Below are 2023 nucleotides of genomic sequence, written 5' to 3' on the forward strand. Positions count from 1 at the left end.
GCCCGATCAGCACCGAGCCGGGCACGTCGAGCCGCGCCCGGTCCGCCGACTTCGTCTCCGGGACCAGGCGGCGCAGCACGGCCAGGACGGCGACGCCGACCGGCACGTTGATCAGGAAGATCATCCGCCAGCCCGCGCCCGCCACGTCCGCGTGGATCAGCAGGCCGCCGATGAACTGCCCGAACACGCCGCCGAAACCGATGGCGAGGCCGAACGCGCTGAACGCCCGCGCCCGGTGCCGCCCGGTGTGGACGACGTTGATGATCGCCAGCACCTGCGGGGTGAGCAGGGCGGCGGACAACCCCTGCACCACCCGTGCGGCGACCAGGAAACCGGCGCCGGGCGCCAGGCCGCAGGCCAGTGAGGCGAGGGTGAACAGGGCGAGGCCGATCGCGTAGACGCGCCGCCTGCCGAACAGGTCGCCCAGCCGGCCGCCGGGGACCAGGCCGGCCGCGTAGGCCAGCCCGAACCCGGCGACGACGAACTGGACCGCGTCCGGTCCGGCGGCGAAGTCCTGCTGCACCGAGGGGATCGCCACGTTCACGATGAAGAAGTCGAGCGTGACGATGAAGACGCCGGCCAGCAGGACGGCGAGCCCGCCCCAGGACGGGGGCGCCGCCTGGTCGGCGGCACCCCCGTTCGCGGACCGGGTGGGGAGGGTGGTGCTCATGGCTGCCTTTCCACGGGTAGCTGCCTTTCCTCGCGGCCGGTTCCGCGGGGCGGGTGTCGGTGCGTCAGGCGGTGGGGACCTTGTCGAGGAAGCCGTGCACGCTGCGCAGGCGGCCACCCTCGAACACCGCCACGTCGAACCCGACGACCAGCGCCTCCCCGCCCTCGGGGCCCAGCTCCCAGGTGAAGCGGGCCTGCTCGTGGTGGCTGTCGACGCCTTCGCCCAGCGTGAACACGAGGCCGGGGAACTGGGCCTGCACGGCGCCGATCACGGCGTCCACCTGGTCCCGCCCGTGCGCCTCGGCCATCGGGTCGACGTAGGTGCAGTCCTCGGTCCAGAGGGCGTCGACCAGCGCGCGGCGGGCGGTGGGGTCGGTCTCGTTCCAGATCGCGAGGTAGTCGTGGACGAGTTCGACGAGGTCGCTCATCAGGTGCTCCCGGTTCGGTGTTGTGCTTTGTCCTTGCTGGTGAGAACGCTAAGGAAGATCGCGGGCCGGGGAATCGGTCGCGCATCGGTAATCGGGGGGCCGGCGACCGGTGGGCATAAGTAGGGTTCGCGGCATGCTGCACGGCCGGGACACCGAACGCGGAGTGGTCGAGGACCTGCTGACGGCTGCCGCGGCCGGGCGCAGCGGTGTGCTCGTCGTGCGCGGTGAGCCCGGGATCGGCAAGACGGCGCTGCTGGACCACGCCGCCGAGGTCGCCGCGTCCGCCGGTGCGCGGGTGCTGCGCGGCGGCGGGGTCGAGTTCGAGGCCGAACTGCCGTTCGCCGGGCTGCACCTGTTGCTGCACCCGGTGCTGCGCCACGCCGACGGGCTGCCGGCGGTCCAGGCGGCGGCGTTGCGCAGCGCGCTCGGCCTCGCGCCGACCGGCGGCGGTGACCGGTTCCTCGTCGGGCTGGCCGTGCTGTCCCTGCTGGCCGACCTCGCGGAGCGGGGCCCGCTGGTGTGCCTGGTCGACGACGCGCAGTGGCTGGACCGCGCCACCGTCGAGACGTTGCTGTTCGCCGCCCGGCGGCTGGACGCCGAGGGCGTGGTGCTGCTCTTCGGCGCACGCGGGGACTTCGCCGCGCACGGGCTCCCGGAGCTGGTGCTGACCGGATTGGACGCCTCGGCCGCCACCGCGCTGCTGACCGAGCACGACGACGGCCTGGCGCCCGAGCTGCGGTCCCGGTTGCTGGCCGAGGCCGCCGGGAACCCGTTGGCGCTCATCGAACTCCCGGCCGCCCTCGAGGCCGCGCGCCGCGTCGGCCCCGCGCCGGTCGCTTCCCTGCCGCTGACCGACCGGCTGCGGGCCGCCTTCGGCGCGAGAGTCCTACGTTCAGGACACCTGAGTTGAACGCTCAGGACGGCCC

General features: G+C 73.9%; 3 protein-coding genes. 1 reads left to right on the plus strand and 2 read right to left on the minus strand.

All coding sequences use genetic code 11. The features are described from left to right. Together AB0G02_RS37075 and AB0G02_RS37080 are read right to left on the minus strand one after the other, a co-directional pair. Positions 1 to 670, minus strand: a 670-nt coding sequence (locus tag AB0G02_RS37075) for an MFS transporter (protein WP_360804232.1), incomplete at its 3' end; no start/stop codon positions are given. A gap of 64 nt (positions 671 to 734) precedes the next feature. Beyond that, positions 735 to 1097: a nuclear transport factor 2 family protein gene (locus AB0G02_RS37080; protein ID WP_360804235.1), complete on the minus strand. Its 363-nt coding sequence runs from the start codon at positions 1095 to 1097 to the stop codon at positions 735 to 737. A 133-nt stretch (positions 1098 to 1230) separates the two neighbouring features. Between AB0G02_RS37080 and AB0G02_RS37085 the strand changes: the two genes are divergently transcribed. Beyond that, the gene (locus tag AB0G02_RS37085) at positions 1231 to 2007 is read left to right on the plus strand and encodes an ATP-binding protein (protein ID WP_360804238.1); all 777 of its coding nucleotides are present in this window, start codon (positions 1231 to 1233) and stop codon (positions 2005 to 2007) included. Positions 2008 to 2023: the final 16 nt, after the last annotated feature.

The organism is Actinosynnema sp. NPDC023658 (assembly GCF_040639995.1).
GTDB lineage: Bacteria > Actinomycetota > Actinomycetes > Mycobacteriales > Pseudonocardiaceae > Actinosynnema.

Excerpts from the sequence above, each read along its gene's own strand:
- AB0G02_RS37080 (WP_360804235.1), bottom strand. The coding sequence starts at position 1,097 with ATGAGCGACCTCGTCGAACTCGTCCACGACTACCTCGCGATCTGGAAC.
- AB0G02_RS37085 (WP_360804238.1), top strand. The coding sequence starts at position 1,231 with ATGCTGCACGGCCGGGACACCGAACGCGGAGTGGTCGAGGACCTGCTG.